This window comes from Cellulomonas sp. P5_E12, from assembly GCF_054049315.1.
In genome coordinates this window covers 37,352-57,172 of sequence record NZ_JBFUMP010000010.1, presented here as the reverse complement: position 1 = coordinate 57,172, position 19,821 = coordinate 37,352, and the positions used below count along the sequence as shown (strand labels likewise).

Below are 19,821 nucleotides of genomic sequence, written 5' to 3'. Positions count from 1 at the left end.
GCTGACGCGCTGACCCACCCTCCGCACGCCCCGCGACCGGGGCGTGCGACGCGTACCCCCGAAGCGCCGCTGCGCTCGGCGAGGAGCGCGCGCCCTCTTCCCGCCTGGACGAACGGAACACCCGTGCCTGCCTCGCCCCGCCACGCCCACCTCGGCATCGATCTCAGCGACACCGGCGCTCACGCCGCCGCCTGGCGCGACCACGGTTCCCAGGGCCAGCGGCTGTTCGACGCCGCCCGCCTGCTCGAGCTGGTCGCCGTCGCGCAGCGCGGCGCCCTCGACTTCGTGGTCTTCGACGACGGCTTCGCGCTGCACCCGAGCCGGAACACCGCCCTGCAGGGCCGGCTCGACGCCGCCCTCGTCGCCGCCCGGCTGGCCCCGCGCACCTCGGGGATCGGGCTCGTCTCGACCGTCGGCACCACGCACACCGCGCCGGCGCACGTCGCCAAGGCCATCGCGACCATCGACCACGCGAGCCACGGCCGCGCCGGCTGGCAGGTCGGCTGGGACACCCGGATCGACGACGTGCCGACGGCCGGCCCGCGCTCGACGTCGGTCGAGCAGGCGGCCGTGGCGAGCGCGGCGGAGGCCGTCGGGGTCGTCGAGCGCCACTGGGACCGGTGGGACGACAGCGCGCCGGTCCGTCCCCGGTTCGTTGCGCACGACGGCGTGCACTTCGCGTCGAAGCCGTCGACCGCCGCCGGACGCCCCCCGCAGGGCCGGCCGCCGGTCGTCGTGCGCGCCGACTCCGCCGCCGCCCTCGACCTCGCGGGACGCCACGCCGACGTCGTGCGCGTCCGGGCGACGGGTCCGGACGACGCCGCGCGAGCCCGGCTCCGCGTGCTGGCCGCGGTCGCGGCGGCGGGTCGCGACCCCCGCGACGTGCGAGTCCTGGTCGACGTGCACCTCGTCGCCGGACCGGACCGGGCGAGCGCTGTGGCCCGGCACGAGATGCTTGCCGAGCTCGAGGGCGTCGACACCGGCACCCTGTCGTTCGTCGGCACCACAGCCGGCTTCGCCGAGCTCGTCTCCACCTGGGTGGACGACGAGATCGCCGACGGGTTCGTCGTGCGGCCCGCGTCGGTGCACACGGACCTGCCCGCCCTCGTCGACGGCATCGTCCCGCTGCTCCGCGCCGCCGACCGGTTCCGCGCCGGCTACCCCGGCAGCTCGCTGCGCGACACGCTGGGCCTCCCGATCGCCGCCGCCCGCTACGCCGCGACGGCCTGACATGACGACGACCACGACCAGCGCGCAGCTCACCGTCGCCTCGTTCGGCCTGCTCGACGAGGCCGTGCGCCCGATGCTCGACGAGCTCGCGCACGAGTACTCGTCGCGGTACGGCGACCGGTTCGGCGTCGACGCGCTGCGCGAGGAGCTCGAGCGCTACCCGGCCCACCAGTTCGCGGCGCCGGACGGCGCGCTGATCCTGCTGCTCGAGGACGACGTGGCGGTCGCCGGCGGTGCCTTCCGCCTGCGCGCCGAACCCGAGCTGGGGGACGCCGCGCGGCTGACCCGGCCCGGGACGCGGGACTTCGACGGGCTGCCGACCGTCCGGACCGCCGAGTACAAGCGGATCTGGACCCACTCGGCGCACCGCCGGCGCGGTCTGTCCCGCCGGGTGCTCGCGGAGCTCGAGACCCGCGCCGTCGAGGCCGGCTACGAGCGGCTGTACCTGACCACCGGCCCACGCCAGCCGGAGGCCGCGGCGCTCTACCTGGCCACCGGGTTCACCCCCCTCTTCGACACCGCCGCGGACCCCGAGGACATCGGGCCGCTCGCGTTCGAGAAGTGGCTCTGTACGGACCCGCCCCCGTCCCGTCCGTCCCTCACCGCCTCGGAGTGACCGTGTCCACCGTCTATGTGCACCAGGACGAGTCCCTCGTCCTGTCCCCGCCGCCCGCCCGCCCACCCGCCGACGAGCCCCGAGTCTTCGGCGCCCGCCACCCCGGCCGCTGGATCGCCACCGCGATCGTGGCCGTCCTGCTCGCGATGGTCGTCAACTCGCTGGTGACCAACCCCAAGTGGGAGTGGGGCGTCGTCTGGCAGTACCTCACCTGGCCGTCCGTGCTCGACGGGCTCTGGGGCACCCTGCGGCTCACGGTCGCCTCCGCGGTGGTCGGCTTCGGTCTGGGTGCCGTGCTCGCGCTCATGCGGCTGTCGCGCTCGCCGCTGCTGCGGTCGGTGGCGTGGACCTACATCTGGGTGTTCCGATCCGTGCCGCTGATCCTGCAGCTGCTGCTCTGGTACAACCTCGCATACCTCTACCCGACGATCACGCTCGGGGTGCCGTTCGGGCCCTCGTTCGTCGGGTTCGACACCCTCGACGTGATCGACAAGTTCGGCGCCGCCGTGCTCGGGCTCGGGCTGTCGCAGGCCGCGTACGCCGCCGAGATCGTCCGTGGCGGCATCCTCGGCGTCGACCAGGGCCAGCACGAGGCGGCCGCCGCGCTCGGGCTCCCGCGGTCCCGCCAGCAGCGCCGGATCATCCTGCCGCAGGCGATGCGGACCATCGTGCCGACGGCCGTCAACGAGATCATCGGCCTGGTCAAGGGCACGTCGGTGGTCTACGTGCTGGCGTACGGCGAGCTGTTCTACATCGTCGGCGTCATCTACGGCCGCAACCAGCGGGTGGTCCCGCTGCTCATCGTCGCGGGCATCTGGTACCTCGTCGTCACCACCGTGATCACGGTGATCCAGTACTACGTCGAGCGCCACTACGCGAAGGGTGCGCTGCGGCAGCTGCCGCCGACGCCCCTGCAGCGGGCGCGCTGGGGCGTGGGGATCGGGTGGTCGCGGCTGACCGGACGTCCGCTGCCGGGCGACCTGCCACCGGGCTACGGGCGGTCTCGCAGCGTCCTGGTCCGCACCAATCACGGGGGGGACGTCTGATGGCCGCCGGACTGGTCGAGGTGCGGGGCGTGCACAAGGCCTACGGCACGCTCGAGGTGCTCGACGGCGTGGACCTGACGGTCCAGCCGGGCGAGGTGACCGTGATCCTCGGGCCGTCGGGGTCGGGCAAGTCGACCCTGCTGCGCGCCATCAACCACCTGGAGAAGGTCGACCGCGGGTCCATCTCGGTGGACGGCGACCTCATCGGCTACCGCAAGCGTTCCGACGGCGCGCTGCAGGAGCTGAAGGAGAAGGACGTCCTGGTGCAGCGGACCCGCATCGGGTTCGTCTTCCAGAACTTCAACCTGTTCCCGCACCTCACGGCGCTGGAGAACGTCGTGGAGGCGCCGGTCTCGGCGCAGAAGCGGTCGCGCGGCGAGGTCGAGGCCGAGGCGCGCGAGCTGCTGGCCCGCGTCGGGCTGTCGGACAAGGCCGACGCCTACCCGCGCCAGCTGTCCGGCGGGCAGCAGCAGCGCGTGGCGATCGCCCGGGCGCTCGCGGTCAAGCCTGCCGTCGTGCTCTTCGACGAGCCGACGTCCGCGCTGGACCCCGAGCTGGTCGGAGAGGTCCTCGACGTCATCCGGGACCTCGCGGCGACCGGCACCACCCTGATCGTCGTCACGCACGAGATCGGCTTCGCCCGCGAGGTGGCCACCAACGTGGTCTTCATCGACGGCGGGCAGATCCTCGAGCAGGGCACCCCGAGCCAGGTGCTCGACAACCCGCAGCACCCGCGCACCCGCGCGTTCCTCGACAAGGTGCTCTGACCCCCAGTTCTTCGTCGCCCGCACCCCGCGGACGGCGTGACGAGCGCGCCCCTGCGCTCCCGACCGAGAGAGAGATCCCCGTGACTACGACCTTCCGACGTGCTGTGAGCGCACTGGCCTTCGTGCCCCTGCTGGCGCTCGCCGCGTGCGCCGGACCGGCCTCCGCGGACACGGATGTCGCCGATGCCGCCTCCCCCGAGGCGACCGCCGCCGGCCTCGAGATCAGCACGAGCCCCGACCAGGACCGGATCCACACCACGAAGGCCGAGGACGCGATCGCGCTGCTGCCGGCCGAGATCAAGAAGTCGGGCGTGCTCAAGGTCGCCACGACGGCCGGCGCCGCGCCGCCGCTCGGCTTCCTCGCCGACGACGAGAAGACGCCGATCGGCAACGAGACCGACATCGCCAGCCTCGTCGCCGACGCCCTCGGACTCAAGCTGGAGCTCGAGCAGAAGGCGTGGGCCGACTGGCCGCTCGCCCTGCAGTCGGGCGACGTCAACGCCGTGATCTCCAACGTCACCGTGACCGAGGAGCGCAAGGAGCTGTACGACTTCTCGTCGTACCGCAACGACCAGCTCGGCTGGCTGACCGGCGCGTCGAGCAAGATCAAGGCCATCAAGGAGCCCAAGGACATCGCGGGCCTCACGGTCGGCGTCGGCTCCGGCACGAACCAGGAGAAGATCCTGCTGGCCTGGAACCAGGAGAACATCGACAAGGGCCTCGAGCCGATCAAGAACGGCTCGCCGGAGTACTACGAGAACTACTCGGACGTGCTGTTGGCCGTGCAGTCCGGCCGGGTGGACGCCTATGTCGGCCCGAACGCCAGCCTCTCCTACAGCGCGGCGACGGCGCCCGACCAGTTCAAGGTCGTCGGCACGCTCAACGGCGGCTGGCCGCTGACGGCGCAGATCGCCGTGGCCACCCTCAAGGGCTCCGACCTGGCGCCGGCCGTGACGGCCGCGCTCCAGCACGCGTTCGACGACGGCACCTACGCCCAGGTCCTCGCGCACTGGGGCCTGTCCGCCGAGGCCATCGAGAAGTCCGAGACCAACCCGCCGGGTCTGCCCAAGACGAGCTGACCCCCTAGACCGGATGCTGTGCTCACGTACGAGCGTCCGCGGTGGCCGGTCGGGGTCGGGGGACGCCCGGCCGGCCACCAGTTTCGTCCCCCACCCCTCGTTCCCCGTCGGAGGTGTTCCCTGTGCAGGTCGTCGACCACCTGGTCGTCGGAGGCGGCGTCATGGGCTCCGCCGCCGCGTGGCAGCTCGCGCGGCGCGGTCGTGACGTCGTACTCCTCGAGCGGTTCGCGCCGGGGCACGTCAACGGCGCGTCGCACGGCGCCTCGCGGATCTACCGCCAGACGTACGACCGGCCCGAGTACCTCGACCTCGCGGCCGAGGCCCTCGAGCTGTGGCAGTCGTTCGACGGGGTGCTCGCCCTCACCGGCGGCGTGAGCCACGGCGAGCCGGCGCCGGGCGTGGTCGACGCCTTCGTCGCCCGCGGCATCCCGCACGAGCTGCTCTCGCCCGACGCCGCGCACGAGCGCTGGCCCGGGCTGCGGTTCGAGGGGACCGTGCTGCACGAGACTCGGACCGCCGGCCGGATCCACGCGGACCGCGCGGTCGCCGCGTTCCAGTCCGCCGCCGCCGCGCTCGGCGCCGACGTGCGGCACGGCGTGCAGGTCCTGTCCCTGGCCGTCGCTCGCGACGGTGTGGTCGTCGAGACGTCCGTGGGGGCGTTCCGGGCCCGCAGCGTCGTGCTGGCCGTCGGCGCGTGGACCTCCGCGCTGCTGGGGTCGGAGGCGCCGCCGCTGGTGGTCACGCAGGAGCAGCCCGCGCACTTCGCGCTGCGGTCGGGCACGCCCGACGACTGGCCCAGCTTCACGCACCGGCCGCTCGGCGAGCACCCGTGGCCCAGCGGCACCTACGGGCTGGGGACCCCCGGTGAGGGGATCAAGGTCGGCTTCCACGCCGTCGGCCCCGTGACCGACCCCGACCACCGCACGTTCACCGCCGAGCCCACGCAGCTCGCGCTCCTGCAGGAGTACGCGGCGCAGTGGCTGCCCGGCGTCGACGCCTCGTCGCCCGCGCCGATCTCGTGCACCTACACGACGACGCCCGACCACGACTTCGTCCTCGACCGCCGCGGACCGCTGGTGGTCGCCGCCGGCTTCTCCGGCCACGGCTTCAAGTTCGCCCCCGCGATCGGCCGCGTCCTGGCCGACCTCGCCGAGGAAGACCCCGACCGCGTCGTTCGTGCATCGCACCCCGCCTTCCACCTGTCCCGACCCGCCCTGCAGGAGATCCGATGACCCGCCGTGCCGTGCCCCTGTCCGTGCTCGACCTCGCGCCCGTCCCGGAGGGGAGCAGCGGCGCCGACGCCCTGCGGTCCGCCGTCGACCGCGCGCAGCTGGTCGAGCGGCTCGGGTACCGGCGGGTCTGGTACGCCGAGCACCACCTGGCGCCGGGCGTCGCGTCGGCCACGCCGGGCGTGCTCGCCGCGCTGACGGCGAGTGCCACCTCGACCATCCGCGTCGGGTCCGCCGCCGTGCTGCTCGGTTCCACCAGCCCTGTCGTCGCGGCCGAGCAGTTCGGGACCGTCGCCGCCCTGCACCCCGGGCGCGTGGACCTCGGGCTCGGCCGGGCGTCGTTCCCGCCGCCGAGCAAGTCCGCCGTGCCCGACGTGGCCGCCTCGACAGCAGGGCGCGTCCGGTCGACGGCGACCGAGGACCGCGTGGTCGACGGGCTGCTGGTGCCCGCCGCGCCGCCCCTCAACTACGCCGACCCCGACCCTGAGCTGCGCGCGCGGTTCGTCGCCCACCTGGAGTTCCTCGGCGCCGGCCGGACGCCGGCGCCGTTCCGGGACGAGCTGTCCACGGTCCTCGCGCTGCAGGCGGGGACCGCCCGAGCCGGCGACCGCGTGGTCACCGACCCCGCCGTCGAAGGTTCCGACCTCGCCCTGTGGGTGCTCGCGTCGAGCGCGGGGGAGAGCGCGCGCGTGGCCGGCGAGCTGGGCCTGCCGCTGGCCGCGAACTACCACGTGAGCCCGGCGACGGTGCTGGACACCGTCGAGGCGTACCGCGCGGCCTTCGTGCCCGGCGTGCTGGACGAGCCGTACGTCGTCGTCTCGGCCGACGTGCTCGTCGCGGAGACCTCGGAGCGCGCGGCCGAGCTGGGGGACCCGTTCGCGGAGTGGGTGCTCTCGATCCGCAGCGGCGCGGGCGCGATCCCGTACCCGCGGCCCGGCACGACGACGCCGTGGGAGCTGCGCGGCGAGGCGGAGCGCGCGCTGCTGCGCGACCGGATCGACACGCGGATCGTCGGCGACGCGGAGTCGGTGGCGCGCGGCCTCGACGCCCTTGTGCGCGCGACGGGTGCCGACGAGCTGCTGATCACGACGATCACGCACGACCCTGCGGACACGGCCCGCTCGTACGAGCTGCTCGCCCGCGCCTGGGGCCTCGCCGACGACGAGCTCGTGGGCGCCGGCGTGGCCGCGTCCTCCCGCTAGCCCCCACCAAACGTCCGCACTCGATGGGGCCCTGACCCCCGCGAGTGCGGACGTTGTTGCGCCACCCACCAGGACGTCCGCACTCACGCGGGTTCTGGTCCGCACGAGTGCGGACGTAGACGCGAAGAAGGCCCCCGGCATCGAGACGCCGGGGACCTTCTGCGACGGTCAGACGGCCGTGTGGTCGCCGATCCGGTGGTACGTGCGGTCGTGGTAGACGAGCGGGAGGGCGTCGTCGGCGACGGAGTGCGCGAGGGCGCGGACCGAGACCAGGTACGAGCCGCCCACGGGCACCCGCTGCACGACCCGACCCCGCAGCCAGGACACGGCCTCGTCGATCACCGGCTCACCGGTCTCCAGCGCCGACCAGCCGCCGGCCGCGAACCGGTCGATGCCGCTGGTCGCGAACCGCGCGGACACGTCGTCCTGGGCCGACGACAGGAAGCTGATCGCCAGCGTGCGCGCGCGGGACAGGGCGGGCCACGACGACGAGGTCGACGCCAGCGAGAACGCGAGCAGGGGCGGCTCGGCCGACACGGAGATGACCGAGGTCGCCGTGAACCCGACGGGCCGGCCGTCGTCGTCGAGCAGCGTCACCACCGCCACCCCCGCGGGGTGCCGACGGAACACCTCCTTGTAGGCCTGCGGGCTCAGCTGCGGCTCGTCCTGCTCCACGAGGTCGGCGTCCAGCTTGCGCAGGATCTCGGCGGTCATGCGGACAGGGCCGCGACGTCGAGGGCGGCGCGCAGGGGGCCGTACGCGCGCTCGAGCCAGCGGTCGACGACCGGGTCGAGGTCGGCGAGGTCGGCCTCCGTGACGGCGAGCGTCCGGGTGGGGACGGTCGCGCCGAGCTCCACGAGCAGGGGGCGCAGGTGCACCTCGCCGGCGAGCAGGTGCGCCGGGCCGCCGGAGACGACGAGCGGGACGGCGACGACCCCGGCGAGTCCGTCGGGGCCGTAGAGGTCGAGGAACGACTTCAGCAGCCCCGTGTACGTGGCCTTGTAGATCGGCGTCGCGACGACCAGCAGCCGGGCGCCCGACACGGTGGCGAGGGCGGGGTCGAGGAGCGAGCGGTCGGCCGTGAAGAGCTGGTGGCCGATCGTCGCCAGGTCGACCGTGGTGACGTCCGCGCCGTCGGCGAGCCGGTCCGCCACCTGAACGGCAGCGGCGAGGGTGCGCGACCCTGGCCTGGGGTTGCCGACGAGAGCGACGACGTCCTCGTTGCCTGCGGTGCCTTGCTGGTGGACCACGGTGGAGCTCCTTCTCGCTGCACGCTTGCCGCACCGGTCGGTACGGCCGGGTCATCTCCCGGAGCACCCCGTCGTGGAGGGGTTGCTGACCAGCGAGCCGGGGCTTCGCGCTGGTGCTCGTGACCTGGGCGGAGTTGTAGCAAGGGGCGGCCGCCCGGCAAGGGCTTCGGCGGAGAATCCCGAATGACGGACATCGCGCGGGGCGCCCGGAGCGGCAAGGATGCGTGTCGAGGACCTGCGTCCGGCTCCGACCACTGGGTGGGAGGCCCGACGGGGGCCACGACGAACGGGAGTGCATCGTGAAGTACATGCTGCTGATGAACTACTTCATCGAGGGCGTCCCGCCCATCGACACCTGGGCGCCGCAGGACGTGCGGCGCCACATCCAGTTCCAGCACGACCTGGGCGCCGAGCTGGTGGCGAGCGGCGAGTTCGTCGACGGCCGGGGGCTCGCCTGGCCCGACTCCGCGAAGTTCGTCCGGAGCGACGGGGTGTCCGCGCCGGTGATCGTCGACGGGCCGTTCGCCGAGTCGAAGGAGTTCCTCGCGGGCTACTGGACGGTGGACGTCGAGGACGAGGCGCGGGCCATCGCGATCGCCGCGAGGGCGTCGGCCGCACCCGGGCCGGACGGCGTCCCGATCCAGCAGGTGTTCGAGGTCCGCGCGCTGATGGAGGCACCCTCCCCTGCCGAGTGACCGAGCCATCGAGGACCTGCTGCGCGAGCTCGCGCCGCAGGTCCTTGGCGTGCTGGTCCGGCGGTCGGGGGACCTGGCCGACGCGGAGGACGCCCTGCAGGAGGCAATGCTCGCCGCCACGACGCAGTGGCCGGACACGGGCGTGCCCGACAACCCGCACGCGTGGCTCGTCGTCGTCGGGCACCACAAGCTGGTCGACCGCTACCGCAGCGAGGACGCGCGCCGGCGCCGCGAGGAGCTGGTCGCGACGATGGACCAGGGCGTATCCGCGTTCCAGGCCGACGACTCCCTGCTCCTGCTCTTCGGCTGCTGCCACCCCGCGCTCAGCCCGGCGTCGGCGATCGCCCTGACGCTGCGGTCGGTGGGCGGGCTGACGACGGCCGAGATCGCGCGGGCGTTCGTCGTGCCGGAGACGACGATGGCGCAGCGCCTGAGCCGGGCGCGCCGCACGCTGCGGGAGCTGGACGGGCCGTTCCGGATGCCGTCCGCGGCCGAGTACGCCGAGCGTCTCCGCGCCGTGCTGCGGGTGCTGTACCTGATGTTCAACGAGGGCTACGCCAGCAGCACGGGGACGTCGGTGGCCCGCGCCGACCTCTCGGTGGAGGCCCTGCGACTGACGCGCGACCTGCACGCGAGCCTTCCCGACGACGCCGAGGTGGCCGGCCTGCTCGCCCTCGTCCTGCTCACCGACGCCCGCCGCCCCGCGCGTACAGGGCCGCACGGCGAGCTGGTCGCGCTGCCCGACCAGGACCGCGGCTTGTGGGACCGGTCGATGATCGACGAGGGGATCGCGCTGGTGGAGGACGCGCTGGTGCGCGGCGCCGTCGGCGAGTACCAGCTCCAGGCGGCGATCGCGGCGGTGCACGACGAGGCGCCGACCGCCGACGAGACCGACTGGCCGCAGCTGCTCGCGCTGTACGGGCTGCTCGAGCGCCTGACCGGCAACCCGATGGTCACGCTCAACCGCGCGGTCGCGCTCGCGATGGTCCGCGGACCGGAGGCCGGCCTCGCGCTGCTGGCCACGCTCGAGGAGCCGCTCGGCGGCCACCACCGTCTGGCCTCCGTCCGCGGGCACCTGCTCGAGCGGGCCGGCCGTCCCGACGAGGCCGCCGACCAGCTCCTGCTCGCGTCGCGGCGGACCACCAGCCTCGCGGAGCGCGACTACCTGCGACTGCAGGTGGCGCGCCTGCGGCACGGTTGAGAGCCTGGCGCCGTGAGCCTCGACGAGCACGTTCTCCTGTCGCCCGCCGTGACCAACCTGCGCGACATCGGAGGCCGGCCGGCCGCCGACGGCGGCACGGTGGCGACGGGCGTGGCGTACCGCTCGGCCGAGCTCGCGGACACCGCGGTGGCCACGGATGCGGCGCTCGCCCGGCTCGCCATCCGCACGGTGGTCGACCTGCGCACGGACGAGGAGCGGTCCGGCCGGCCGGACCAGCTGCCGGCGGGCGCGACGCTGCTGGTGCTCGACGCGCTCGCGGACCTGCCCAGCGGGGCCGCGGCGCAGCTCCCGGCGCTGCTCGGCGAGGGCGGATCGGAGGACGCCCTCGAGCAGCTCGACCTCGCGGGCCAGATGATCGACGTCTATCGGCGCCTCGTCGTCGGCGTCGCCGCCCGGACCGCGTACGCCGGGCTCGTGCGGACCGTCATCGACCCCACGCGCACGCCGGTCCTGTTCCACTGCACCGCGGGCAAGGACCGCACCGGGTGGGCGGCGACGATCCTGCTGCTGGCGGCGGGCGTCGACGAGGCCGGCGCGATGGACGAGTTCCTCGCGGTCAACCCGGCGGTCCGCGAGACGTTCGCCCCGCTGCTGCAGCAGCTTGCCGCCGCGGGCGGCGATCCCGAGCTGCTGCGGCCGTTGCTGGAGGTCCGCGCGGAGTACCTGCAGGCCGCGCTCGATGCGATGCGCGAGCAGTTCGGGTCGTTCGACGGCTACCTGCGGGATGCTCTGGGCCTCGGCGACGTGGAGGTCGAGTCGCTCCGCCGGACGCTTCGCTCGAACGGGTGACGGAAGGCTCGTGGTTGGACCGTTCGGGTGGTCCGATATGTCCGATGTTGCCGACTCGCCCGGCCGGACCCACGATGGGCTGATCGCACCTCCCGCGACGCAGCGTCGTCTGATCCCAGGCGCCGAGGGAAAGGCATGCCTGTGGCCGACGAGATCGTCTCCCCCATCCGACGTGGCGCCCACGACATCGCCCTCGAGCGGGACCGCGTCCGCCGCCGGCGGGTGTACCGGGCGGCCGCCGTCATCCTCGCGCTGCAGGCGTACGTCATCGTGAGCTCTCTGCTGAACAGGCCGCTGGTCCCGCCGATGCCGACGATCGACCCGTTGGTGCTGGTTCCGGTGCTGTTCTTCGCGGCCCTGCTGCTCCTCCTGGTCGGCACGCAGATGGGCTCCGCCCGGTCGCCGCACGTGGTCTACCGGCCCGAGCAGGTGGACGTCCGGCTGGACGACGTCATCGGCATCGACCCCGTCAAGGAGGACGTGCGACGGTCGATCGACCTGTTCCAGACGCACCGCCAGTTCGCCGAGCAGATGGGCGGCACCCCCCGGCGCGGGCTGCTGTTCGAGGGGCTGCCCGGCACCGGCAAGACCATGACGGCCAAGGCCATGGCGGCCGAGGCGGGGGTGCCGTTCCTGTTCGTGTCCGCGACGTCGTTCCAGTCGATGTACTACGGCGCGACCGCGAAGAAGATCCGCGCGTACTTCAAGGCGCTGCGCAAGGCGGCCCGCACTGAGGGCGGGGCGATCGGGTTCATCGAGGAGATCGACGCCATCGCGACCCGCCGCGGCGGCATGTCGTCGATGACGGCGAGCGCGTTCGACGTCCGACCGTTCGGAGGCGTCGTCAAGAACGCCGTCGTCAGCGAGGGCACCGGCGGCGTCGTCAACGAGCTGCTCGTGCAGATGCAGTCGTTCGACGAGCCGACGCCGGGGGACAAGTTCGTCAACTTCTTCCTCGCCCGCGCGAACCTGCTGCTGCCCGCGTCGAGGCAGCTGTGGCAGCGCAAGCCCGTCAAGGCGCCGATCCTGCTCATCGCCGCGACCAACCGCGCCGACTCGCTCGACCCGGCTCTGCTGCGGCCCGGGCGCTTCGACCGTCGGCTGACGTTCGCGACCCCCGACGCGGTCGGCCGCCGCGCCCTCGTCGACCACTTCCTGGCCCGCCGCTCGACGGACGCCGAGCTGGACGACCCGGTGCTGCGCGACAGGCTCGCGGCGGCCACCAACGGCTGGACTCCGGTGATGATCGAGCACCTGCTGGACGAGGCCCTGGTCAACGCGCTGCGCCGCGGGTCGCTGGCCATGACGTTCGCCGACGTCGAGCACGCGCGGATCACGGAGATGGTCGGCATCGGCCAGCCGGTCCGGTACACCGAGGCCGAGCAGCGGCTCATCGCGACGCACGAGGCCGGCCACGCGGTCACGGCCTGGCTCGCGGCGCCGAACCGCACGCTGGAGGTGCTCACGATCGTCCGGCGCGGCGACGCGCTGGGCCTGCTCGCGCACGACGACTGCGAGGAGGTCTGGACGCACTCCCACTACGACCTGCGGGCGCTCGTGCAGATCGCGATGGGTGGCTGGGTGGCCGAGGAGCTGTTCTTCGGGCAGACCAGCACGGGCCCCGCCGGGGACCTCGCGTCGGCCACCCGCACGGCCGCGCAGATGGTCGGTGCGGCCGGCATGACCGGGTCGCTGATCTCCTTCGCGGCGACGCCGCACGACCTGGTGTCCGCCGTGCTCAGCGACGCGCAGGCCCGCGCCCAGCTCGAGGCCGTGCTCGACGAGGCTCGCAGCACCGTCCGCCGGCTGCTGTCGCGGCACCGCCACCTGGTCGAGGCGCTCCGCGACGCGCTGCTCGAGCGGTACGAGCTGCTCGGCACCGAGATCACCGACGTCCTCGAGGCCGCCACGCTGGCGCAGCAGGAGCTGCTCGAGCGCGAGGAGAACGAGAAGAGCGCGGCCGTCGCGGCCGGTGCGGCGGCGCAGGCCGCGGTGGCGGCGGCGGAGCGCCTGCGGGTGGCCTAGCCTCGGGGCGTGCCCGAGGGTCATACCGTCCACCGCATCGCCCGTCAGCTCACCCTCGACCTCGTCGGGCGTCCGCTCGCCGTGAGCTCGCCGCAGGGCCGGTTCGCGGCCGGCGCGGCACGGCTCGACGGGCAGGTTCTCGTGTCGGCCGACGCCGTCGGCAAGCAGCTGTTCTGCACGTTCGAGCGCGGCGACGTGCTGCGGGTGCACCTCGGGCTCTACGGCGCGTGGGACTTCTACGGGTCGTTGACGCCGCTGGTCGCCGGGTCTTTCGCGGTCGGCAGCATGGGCGCGCCGCGGTTGCGGCGGGCCGTGCGGATGGGGGAGGACGAGCGCGAAGGTCCCGCCGGCGAGGGCGGCCTGGTGGCGACCGTGCCCCATCACTTCCCGCCCGATCCCGTCGGGCAGGTCCGGGTGCGGCTCGCGTCTGCCGACACGGTCGCGGACCTGCGCGGGCCGTCGGCGTGCGAGGTGCTCGACCCCGGCGGCGCCGCGGCGGCGGTCGACCGGCTCGGACCGGACCCGGCGTCGACCGACGACCTCGCGCGCGCCGGCGACGTGATGGTGGACCGGCTGACGACGAGGAACGTCGCGGTCGGTCAGCTGCTCATGGACCAGTCGGTGGTCGCGGGCATCGGGAACATCTACCGCGCGGAGCTCCTGTTCCGCGCCCGGCTCGACCCGCACACCCCGGGTCGGCGCGTCCCGGTCGAGGTCGCCCGATCGCTGTGGGCTGACTGGGCGGTGCTGCTGGCGGACGGCATCCGCACGGGCGTGATGATCACGCGCGAGGACCTGTCGGCGCCGGACCGCGAGCGCGCCCTCACCGACCCCGACCTGCGTCACTGGGTCTACCACCGCACGGGCGAGCCGTGCCTGGTCAGCGGCAACCCGGTGGTCGTCGAGGAGATGGCGAGCCGCAAGCTGTACTGGTGCCCGACCTGCCAGCTCTGACGGTCGCCGAACCCGACACGGCCGTCCCACATGTCACTCATGTCGGGTCGCCGTGTCGACCAAGCCATGAGCGTCGTCATCGACCCGCTCAGGGCTTGCTCGCTCGGCGGGCGCTCACGAGAAGGTGCGTTCACCCACCGGGATCTCGACGGCGAGCGTGTTGGCGCGGGTGGCCAGCGGGCACGTCCACGCCGGGTCGTACGCGCACGACGGGTTGTACGCGAAGTTGAGGTCGACCACGAGCCGGTCGCCGACCATGCCCAGGTCGGCGCCCTTGATGGTGTCGAGCAGGTAGCGGCCGCCGCCGTACGTGTCCGCCGACGCGTCCTTGACCGGCACGAACAGACCGCCGCCGTACCCGCGCAGCACCCAGACGGCGAGGCTGCCGAGGTCGCCCAGCTCGACGGTCCCGATGCGCTCGAACGGGACCACGCCGTCCGTGCCGGTGCTGACGTCGAGCCGCTGGTGCGTGGCCGGGAGCACCTCGCACTCGAACCGGAACGCGGGGTCGTAGTGGGGGACGTCGAGTCCGACGAACGCGGCCTTGGCGTCGGCGTCGAGCGGCGAGGCGGCGTGCTCGGCCAGCAGCTCGTCGCGCCGCTGCACCCAGACGGCGTGCGCGGTCGCGGGATCCGACTCCGCGAGGCGCCGCACGTCGGCGTAGGTCTGCGCCACGCGTCGGCGCCAGTCGGCGACCGCGAAGGGCTCGTCGGCGGGGTGGCGGTCGGGCGCGACGGAGGGAAATCCGATGCTCACCCGACCACCGTCGCACGCCCCGCCGTCGCGCCGCGAGCGGGCGTGACCTGTGTGAGGGTGGACGGCATGGATCTGCGCATCTTCACCGAGCCCCAGCAGGGGGCCTCTTACGACGACCTGCTCGCGGTGGCCAAGGCGACGGAGGACCTCGGGTTCGACGCCTTCTTCCGCTCGGACCACTACCTGCGCATGGGCGACGGCGACGGGCTGCCGGGCCCGACGGACGCCTGGACGACCCTGGCGGGGCTGGCGCGCGAGACGAGCCGGATCCGGCTGGGAACACTCGTCTCGTCGGCGACCTTCCGGCACCCGGGCGTGCTCGCGATCCAGGTGGCGCAGGTGGACCAGATGTCCGGCGGTCGGGTCGAGCTGGGCCTCGGCGCCGGCTGGTTCGCACAGGAGCACGCGGCCTACGGCATCCCGTTCCCGGAGAAGCGGTTCGACCTGCTGACCGAGCAGCTCGAGCTGATCACGGGCCTGTGGGGGACGCCGGTCGGGTCGCGCTACGGGTTCGAGGGCTCGCACTACACGCTGACGAACGCGCCGGCACTGCCCAAGCCGGTGCAGTTCTCGCCGCTCGACCCGACCAGGGCCGGCGTCCCGGTGATCGTCGGTGGGAGCGGCCCGAAGCGGACGCCGGCGCTCGCGGCCAAGTACGCGAACGAGTTCAACATGTCGTTCCCCGCGCCCACCGACGTCGAGGGGCGCGTAGCCACGGTCCGCGCCGCGTGCCAGGACGCGGGCCGCGACCCGTCGTCCCTGACGTACTCGGTGGCGCAGGTGCTGTGCGTGGGCCGCGACGACGCCGAGGTGGAGCGTCGGGCCGCGGCGATCGGGCGCGACGCTGCCGAGGTCCGCGCCGTCGGGTTCGCCGGGACGCCGAGCGCGGTGGTCGACCGGATCGGCTCGTACCGCGAGCTCGGCATCACACGCGTGTACCTCCAGGTGCTCGACCTGCACGACCTCGACCACCTCGAGCTCGTCGCGTCGGAGGTCGCTGCGCAGCTGGGGTGAACGCGCGCCGGAACTGACGGTGCCGGGGCACGGAGTCGCTAGGGTCCGGGCATGCGCGGCCTGTACGCCCTCAAGCCCTGGTACACCCGTCGGCTCGACGGGTTCGTGCAGGCGGCCGTCCGCCGGGGCACGTCCCCGGACGTGTTCACGTGGCTCGGGGTGCTCAGCGCGGCCCTGGCGGCGGTCGCGATCGCGCTCGGCTGGTGGCCGCTGGTCCTGGTGTTCCTGGCCGGTCGGCTGGCCGGCGCGAACCTGGACGGCGCGGTCGCCCGGGCGCGTGGGGTGTCGCGGCCCTGGGGGTTCGTCCTCAACGAGATCGGTGACCGGGCGAGCGACCTGCTGATGTTCGCGGGGCTCGCGGTGCTGGCCGACGGCCCCGAGCAGGTCACGTGGGTGCTGGTCGCCGCGGTCTGCGCGACGCTGCCGACGTTCGCCTCGCTGGCCGGCGCCGGGGCGGGCGCGCCGCGGCTGAACGGCGGCCCGTGGGGCAAGACCGAGCGGTGCGCTGTCGTCGTCGTCGCCACGGCCTTTCCGGCGCTCCTGGGGCTCTGGGCCGGCCTGATCGCCGTCGGGTCGCTGACGACGACGGTGCTCCGGCTCCGGCGCGTGCGGGCGGTGCTCGCGTGACCGTCCCCCCGCTCGAGATCCACGCGGTGCTGGGCGCCTGGCACCTCGACCTGGAGGGCCGGGCGGTCTGGCTGCTCGTCGTCAGCATGACCCTCCTCGCGCTCGCCGCGATCCCCGTGTTCCTCTCGGGCAAGCCCGAGCTGCGCCGGCGCTGGACCACGTGGGCGCTGATCCTGCCGGTGATCGGCATCCCGATGTGGCTGGGTCCCGGCCCCACCGCCGCGCTCGCCGCGCTGCTCGCGCTGCAGTCGGTGCGCGAGTTCGCGGCGATGATGCTGCTGCCGCGCGCCGAGACCGTCCTGCTGCTGGTGCTGGCCGTCGCCTACCCGCTGGCCGCCTGGCTGGATCCGGACCTGCTCGCGCTCGTGCCGCTGGTGGCTCTGCTCTGCGCGGTCCCGGCGCTGCTCGCCGGCGACTCCGAGCGAGGGCTCGAGCGCGCCACGCTCACCGCGTTCGGCTCGATCTGGCTGTGCTGGTCGTTGGCCAACCTGGTCCTCGTCGGCCGCGACGCGTACCTCCTGTGCTTCGCGGCGGCCGCCACCGACGTCGCGGCCTGGTGCGGCGGGACGTTCCTGCGCCGGGTCGCCTGGGCCCGACGACCACTCTCCCGGCTCAGTCCGAACAAGACCGTCGGCGGTATGGTCGGAGCCGCCGTCGGGGCCGCGATCGTGCTGGTCGTGCTCGATTCCGCCTCGTTCGGGCTGTACGTCGCCGTGGTGCTCGGGAGCGTCGGAGGGGACCTGTTGGAGTCGATGGTGAAGCGGCGCGCGGGGGTCAAGGACGCCGGTGCGTGGTTGCCCGGCTTCGGCGGGTTGCTGGACCGCGTCGACTCCCTGCTGCTGGTGCTGCCGCTCGCGGCGGTGCTCGCGTGACCACCCACCGGCGGGTCGGCCTGCCGCCCGGGTTCAACCTGGCCGGCGCCCTGCGGCACACGTTCTGGCGCAACGCCTTCCACCTCGTCGGCGGGTACCGCGTCCGCGGCTCCGCGCCGTACGAGGCGATGGTCATCGTCGCCAACCACAGCTCGCACGCCGACACGCCCGCGCTCATCGCGGCCTTCCCCGCGCCGTACAAGCCCGTGGTCGTCGCGGCCGAGGACTACTGGTTCGAGAAGGCGTGGATGCGCCGCGGGCTGAAGCTCGCGATCGGTGCCGTGCCGGTGCACCGCGACGGCGGCGGTGGTTACGCCGGGCTGGTCGAGGGCGCGCAGGCCGTGCTCGGCGCCGGCTCGAGCCTGCTGGTGTTCCCTGAGGGCACGCGCAGCACCGACGGGAAGATCGGGGAGCTGCGCAGCGGCGCCGTGCGGCTCGCCCGCGAGTTCGACGTGCCGCTCCTGCCCGTCGCCATCGTCGGCACCGCCGACCTGCTGCCCAAGGGCGGCGGACTGCACCCGGGGCCGGTCGAGGTGCGGCTCGGGCACCCGATCCAGCCGGAGGACCTGGACGGCGACGACATGTCGCCGGTGGTCCACCAGCTCGACGCACTCCTGGCCGAGGGGCCGGCGACCGCGTCCGAGTCGCGCACCTGGCGCCTGCTGTACCGGGCGATGGACGGCAAGGCCGGCATGGTCGGCGCCGCCGCGTGGGGGTTCGCCGAGGCGGTGAGCTGGCCCGTCACCATGGAGATGTACCTCGGCATCGTGGGCGTCGCGCACCCGCGCCGGATCCTGCCCGCCGCCGGGTGGCTCACGGCGGGCTCGGTGGTCGGCGTGCTGGTGACCTCGGAGCTCACGCGCCGCGGGATGCGACCGCCGGCGCCGCTCACCACGCAGAGCATGCGTGATGCGGCCGCAGAGCACATGGCGGCAGGCGCGCGCGGCGTCTGGAAGCAGGCCGTCAACGGCGTCCCGGTGAAGCTCTACGCGGCCGCGGCCGGCGAGGCCGGGATCCCGCGGCTGCCGCTCGCGGTCCACACGGCCGGTGCCCGCGGGGCGCGGGCGGTGGCGATGGGCGCTGCGGTGGCCGGTGCCGCGGCGATCGGCCACCCGGTGCTGCGCCGGTTCTACGGCCCGTACCTCGGGGTGCTGGGCGTCGGCTACGCGGCGGGGCTCGCGCTGGTGATCCGCTCCTGGCGGCGCAGGTCCTCGACCTGAGCGCCTGCCGGGTCCTCGGGCGGTACAGGCCGGACCAGCGCGACCACGGTGTGTACCAGCAGGACGACGAGCGCGACGTTGCGGGCGGCGAGCGTGAACGTCACGCCCGGGCCGCCGTAGATCACCTGGCTGTACAACCACGGGAACACCAGCTGCGTCGCCCCCGCGATGCCGGCGACCAGCCACGCGGTCGTGCGCCATCCCGGCAGCCGCAGCGCGAGCGCGACCGCGACCGGCGGGGCCAGCCAGCCCATGTACTGCGGCGAGCCCACCTTGTTGAACACGAGCATCGCGAGCGTCAGCAGCATCGCTCCGCGAACCAGCAGCTCGGTCCGGGCGATGCCGCCGGACCACATCCGAGCGCCTAGCTGCTCGCGGCGCCACCAGAGCAGCAGCGCGGCCGCGCCGATGGCCAGGAAGAACAGCGCCCCGAGCACGTCGGCGACGCCCTGGGTCCCAGGCCCGTGGATCTCCCAGCTGACGATCGCCTGGTTGAGGACCCGCGTGATCGACGGCACCCACAGGCCGGCGACCAGCCACGGCGTCGCGCCGGGCGCCTCGATCTGGAGCCCGCGCTGGTCCTGCTCGGTGAGGAACGACGCCACGTGGGCGAAGCCGCCGAGCGCGGCGGTGACCCCGACGACCACCGCGCTGACGATCGCGGCAGGCACCACCACGCTGCGCAGCGGCCTCTTCACCGCGAAGAACAGGGCGATGAGCAGGGCGCCCGGTGCCACCTTGATCCACGCGGCGGCGGTGAGCAGCGCGGACGTGATGCGGGGGTGCCGCAGGGCGATCGCGAGCGCGATCACGACCACCGGCGCCACGACCGCGTCGAGCCGGCCCATGGCCACGGGGCCGAGCAGCGCCAGGAACGCGAGCCACCACCAGGCGCCGTACGTGGTCGGGGCGTCGTCGGGGCGGTCGGGGCGTCGCACGCGCAGCAGGACCGCGAGCGCGATGCCGTCGAGCAGGGTGATCATGGCCGACCACGCCGGCGCGTACCCCGAGACGCCACCCGTCCCGCCCGTGGCGGCCACGAGCATCGGCACGATCGCGCCGATCGGGTACACCCAGGTGCCGGAGAGCACCGGCCACTGGTCGCGGTAGATGCCGAGCCACATCCAGTAGCGGTAGAGGTCGAGGTCCCAGAACGCCTGCTGGGGGATCAACACGAGCCCGACGAACGCGAGCCAGCCGTGCACGAGGACGAACGCGACCCAGACGG

The 19,821-nt window shown here is 73.9% G+C and carries 20 protein-coding genes and 1 riboswitch; of the genes, 16 read left to right on the top strand and 4 right to left on the bottom strand.

Features of this window, described 5'->3' with window-relative positions:
- Positions 1–123: 123 nt before the first annotated feature.
- The 7 genes from ACXJKA_RS10375 to ACXJKA_RS10345 all read left to right on the top strand — a co-directional run bounded on the left by ACXJKA_RS10375 (position 124) and on the right by ACXJKA_RS10345 (position 7,169).
- Positions 124–1,230, top strand: coding sequence for an LLM class flavin-dependent oxidoreductase (locus tag ACXJKA_RS10375; protein ID WP_456825114.1), 1,107 nt, complete (start codon positions 124–126; stop codon positions 1,228–1,230).
- 1 nt (position 1,231) lies between these two features.
- Positions 1,232–1,846 carry a GNAT family N-acetyltransferase gene (locus ACXJKA_RS10370; RefSeq protein WP_456825113.1) on the top strand — a complete coding sequence of 205 codons (615 nt, stop codon included), beginning with the start codon at positions 1,232–1,234 and terminating at the stop codon, positions 1,844–1,846.
- Between the two features lie 2 nt (positions 1,847–1,848).
- Positions 1,849–2,892, top strand: coding sequence for an amino acid ABC transporter permease (locus ACXJKA_RS10365; RefSeq protein ID WP_456825112.1), 1,044 nt, complete (start codon positions 1,849–1,851; stop codon positions 2,890–2,892).
- The gene (locus ACXJKA_RS10360; RefSeq protein ID WP_456825111.1) at positions 2,892–3,659 is read left to right on the top strand and encodes an amino acid ABC transporter ATP-binding protein; all 768 of its coding nucleotides are present in this window, start codon (positions 2,892–2,894) and stop codon (positions 3,657–3,659) included. Before ACXJKA_RS10365 ends, ACXJKA_RS10360 begins: the two co-directional genes overlap by 1 nt.
- Before the next feature lie 104 nt (positions 3,660–3,763).
- The gene (locus ACXJKA_RS10355; RefSeq protein WP_456825110.1) at positions 3,764–4,738 is read left to right on the top strand and encodes an ABC transporter substrate-binding protein; all 975 of its coding nucleotides are present in this window, start codon (positions 3,764–3,766) and stop codon (positions 4,736–4,738) included.
- A gap of 122 nt (positions 4,739–4,860) precedes the next feature.
- Positions 4,861–5,970, top strand: coding sequence for an FAD-dependent oxidoreductase (locus ACXJKA_RS10350; RefSeq protein ID WP_456825109.1), 1,110 nt, complete (start codon positions 4,861–4,863; stop codon positions 5,968–5,970).
- The gene (locus tag ACXJKA_RS10345; RefSeq protein ID WP_456825108.1) at positions 5,967–7,169 is read left to right on the top strand and encodes an LLM class flavin-dependent oxidoreductase; all 1,203 of its coding nucleotides are present in this window, start codon (positions 5,967–5,969) and stop codon (positions 7,167–7,169) included. The genes ACXJKA_RS10350 and ACXJKA_RS10345 overlap by 4 nt, the downstream gene beginning before the upstream one ends.
- Before the next feature lie 168 nt (positions 7,170–7,337).
- Here the strand turns inward: ACXJKA_RS10345 and ACXJKA_RS10340 are convergent, their stop codons facing one another.
- Positions 7,338–7,883 (bottom strand): flavin reductase family protein, encoded by a 546-nt coding sequence (locus tag ACXJKA_RS10340; RefSeq protein WP_456825107.1) that lies wholly within the window; start codon positions 7,881–7,883, stop codon positions 7,338–7,340.
- Positions 7,880–8,419, bottom strand: coding sequence for an NADPH-dependent FMN reductase (locus tag ACXJKA_RS10335; RefSeq protein WP_456825106.1), 540 nt, complete (start codon positions 8,417–8,419; stop codon positions 7,880–7,882). Before ACXJKA_RS10335 ends, ACXJKA_RS10340 begins: the two co-directional genes overlap by 4 nt.
- Positions 8,420–8,435: 16 nt before the next feature.
- Positions 8,436–8,544, bottom strand: a riboswitch (SAM riboswitch).
- A gap of 183 nt (positions 8,545–8,727) precedes the next feature.
- Here ACXJKA_RS10335 and ACXJKA_RS10330 point away from each other — a divergent pair.
- From ACXJKA_RS10330 to ACXJKA_RS10310, 5 genes are all read left to right on the top strand, one after another.
- Positions 8,728–9,114 carry a YciI family protein gene (locus ACXJKA_RS10330; protein WP_456825195.1) on the top strand — a complete coding sequence of 129 codons (387 nt, stop codon included), beginning with the start codon at positions 8,728–8,730 and terminating at the stop codon, positions 9,112–9,114.
- The gene (locus ACXJKA_RS10325) at positions 9,104–10,315 is read left to right on the top strand and encodes an RNA polymerase sigma factor (RefSeq protein WP_456825194.1); all 1,212 of its coding nucleotides are present in this window, start codon (positions 9,104–9,106) and stop codon (positions 10,313–10,315) included. Before ACXJKA_RS10330 ends, ACXJKA_RS10325 begins: the two co-directional genes overlap by 11 nt.
- A gap of 12 nt (positions 10,316–10,327) precedes the next feature.
- Positions 10,328–11,125, top strand: a complete 798-nt coding sequence (locus ACXJKA_RS10320; protein ID WP_456825105.1) for a tyrosine-protein phosphatase — start codon at positions 10,328–10,330, stop codon at positions 11,123–11,125.
- A gap of 135 nt (positions 11,126–11,260) precedes the next feature.
- On the top strand, positions 11,261–13,150 hold the full coding sequence (locus tag ACXJKA_RS10315) for an AAA family ATPase (protein WP_456825104.1): 1,890 nt from the start codon (positions 11,261–11,263) through the stop codon (positions 13,148–13,150).
- Positions 13,151–13,159: 9 nt separating this feature from the next.
- On the top strand, positions 13,160–14,104 hold the full coding sequence (locus tag ACXJKA_RS10310) for an Fpg/Nei family DNA glycosylase (protein ID WP_456825103.1): 945 nt from the start codon (positions 13,160–13,162) through the stop codon (positions 14,102–14,104).
- 114 nt (positions 14,105–14,218) lie between these two features.
- Here the strand turns inward: ACXJKA_RS10310 and ACXJKA_RS10305 are convergent, their stop codons facing one another.
- Entirely contained in the window at positions 14,219–14,854 is a 636-nt protein-coding gene (locus ACXJKA_RS10305) for a DUF1684 domain-containing protein (RefSeq protein WP_456825193.1), read from the bottom strand.
- Positions 14,855–14,926: 72 nt separating this feature from the next.
- Between ACXJKA_RS10305 and ACXJKA_RS10300 the strand changes: the two genes are divergently transcribed.
- From ACXJKA_RS10300 to ACXJKA_RS10285, 4 genes are read left to right on the top strand one after another with little or no spacing between them, the layout of a single operon-like run.
- Positions 14,927–15,874 carry an LLM class F420-dependent oxidoreductase gene (locus tag ACXJKA_RS10300; protein ID WP_456825102.1) on the top strand — a complete coding sequence of 316 codons (948 nt, stop codon included), beginning with the start codon at positions 14,927–14,929 and terminating at the stop codon, positions 15,872–15,874.
- Positions 15,875–15,925: 51 nt separating this feature from the next.
- Positions 15,926–16,501 carry a CDP-alcohol phosphatidyltransferase family protein gene (locus ACXJKA_RS10295; RefSeq protein WP_456825101.1) on the top strand — a complete coding sequence of 192 codons (576 nt, stop codon included), beginning with the start codon at positions 15,926–15,928 and terminating at the stop codon, positions 16,499–16,501.
- Positions 16,498–17,373 (top strand): phosphatidate cytidylyltransferase, encoded by an 876-nt coding sequence (locus ACXJKA_RS10290; RefSeq protein ID WP_456825100.1) that lies wholly within the window; start codon positions 16,498–16,500, stop codon positions 17,371–17,373. Before ACXJKA_RS10295 ends, ACXJKA_RS10290 begins: the two co-directional genes overlap by 4 nt.
- Complete coding sequence (locus ACXJKA_RS10285) at positions 17,370–18,593, top strand: lysophospholipid acyltransferase family protein (protein ID WP_456825099.1); 1,224 nt, start codon at positions 17,370–17,372, stop codon at positions 18,591–18,593. Before ACXJKA_RS10290 ends, ACXJKA_RS10285 begins: the two co-directional genes overlap by 4 nt.
- Here the strand turns inward: ACXJKA_RS10285 and ACXJKA_RS10280 are convergent.
- Complete coding sequence (locus ACXJKA_RS10280; RefSeq protein ID WP_456825098.1) at positions 18,536–19,798, bottom strand: glycosyltransferase 87 family protein; 1,263 nt, start codon at positions 19,796–19,798, stop codon at positions 18,536–18,538. The genes ACXJKA_RS10285 and ACXJKA_RS10280 overlap by 58 nt on opposite strands.
- Positions 19,799–19,821 lie beyond the last annotated feature (23 nt).